The following is a 535-nucleotide window of genomic DNA, read 5'->3' as shown; positions in this document are numbered from 1 at the left end:
GTACCGCAGGGGCGATGTGGAGTGGTGGCCCGGGATCAGTTCGTGGAAGATCAGCGTCGCGGCGTTCAGTTGCGAGCGGTCCTCGAGGCCCGACCCGTTGTAGCGGTAGTTGCCCATGCGCCGGATGTGCCTGAGTGAAGGTTTTCGACGTCCTGCGCCGTGCGGCAGTGCAGGCGTCCGGTCGCGCGGAGGTGCTGCACGAACCGTCGGCACGACGACGGCCGGGTTCGACGCCGCGCTGTGCGGCCATCTGAGAAGCGTCAAGACCGAGCTCGAAGGGGAGTAGAGCCGGCCGCGGTGGAGCGAAGGTTTTCATCCTGCGGGGTGCGCGTGATGAAACCTGCGCCGACGGTCTGCTCGATCGCCGATGCGACGCGGAACGCCGTGACGTCGGCGTACCGGGCCGCAACGACCTGTACGCCGGTCGGCACGTTGTTGTGCGCCCATCCGGACGGAACGGAGATCACGGGATGCGTGCTGCTGATGTTGAACGCCGGGGTCAGCGAGGCATCGGAGAAGTGCTCCAGGGCGACAC

General features: G+C 67.1%; 1 pseudogene. It reads right to left on the bottom strand.

Features of this window, described 5'->3' with window-relative positions:
• Positions 1-260: 260 nt before the first annotated feature.
• Positions 261-535 (bottom strand): annotated as a pseudogene (locus tag ABD345_RS40145) (hypothetical protein); the annotation flags it as partial.

Origin of the sequence: Kitasatospora saccharophila (assembly GCF_039529925.1) — a bacterium.
GTDB lineage: Bacteria > Actinomycetota > Actinomycetes > Streptomycetales > Streptomycetaceae > Kitasatospora > Kitasatospora saccharophila.
The sequence above is the reverse complement of the archived record's forward strand: the minus strand, read 5'-3'. Positions and strand labels throughout refer to the sequence as shown.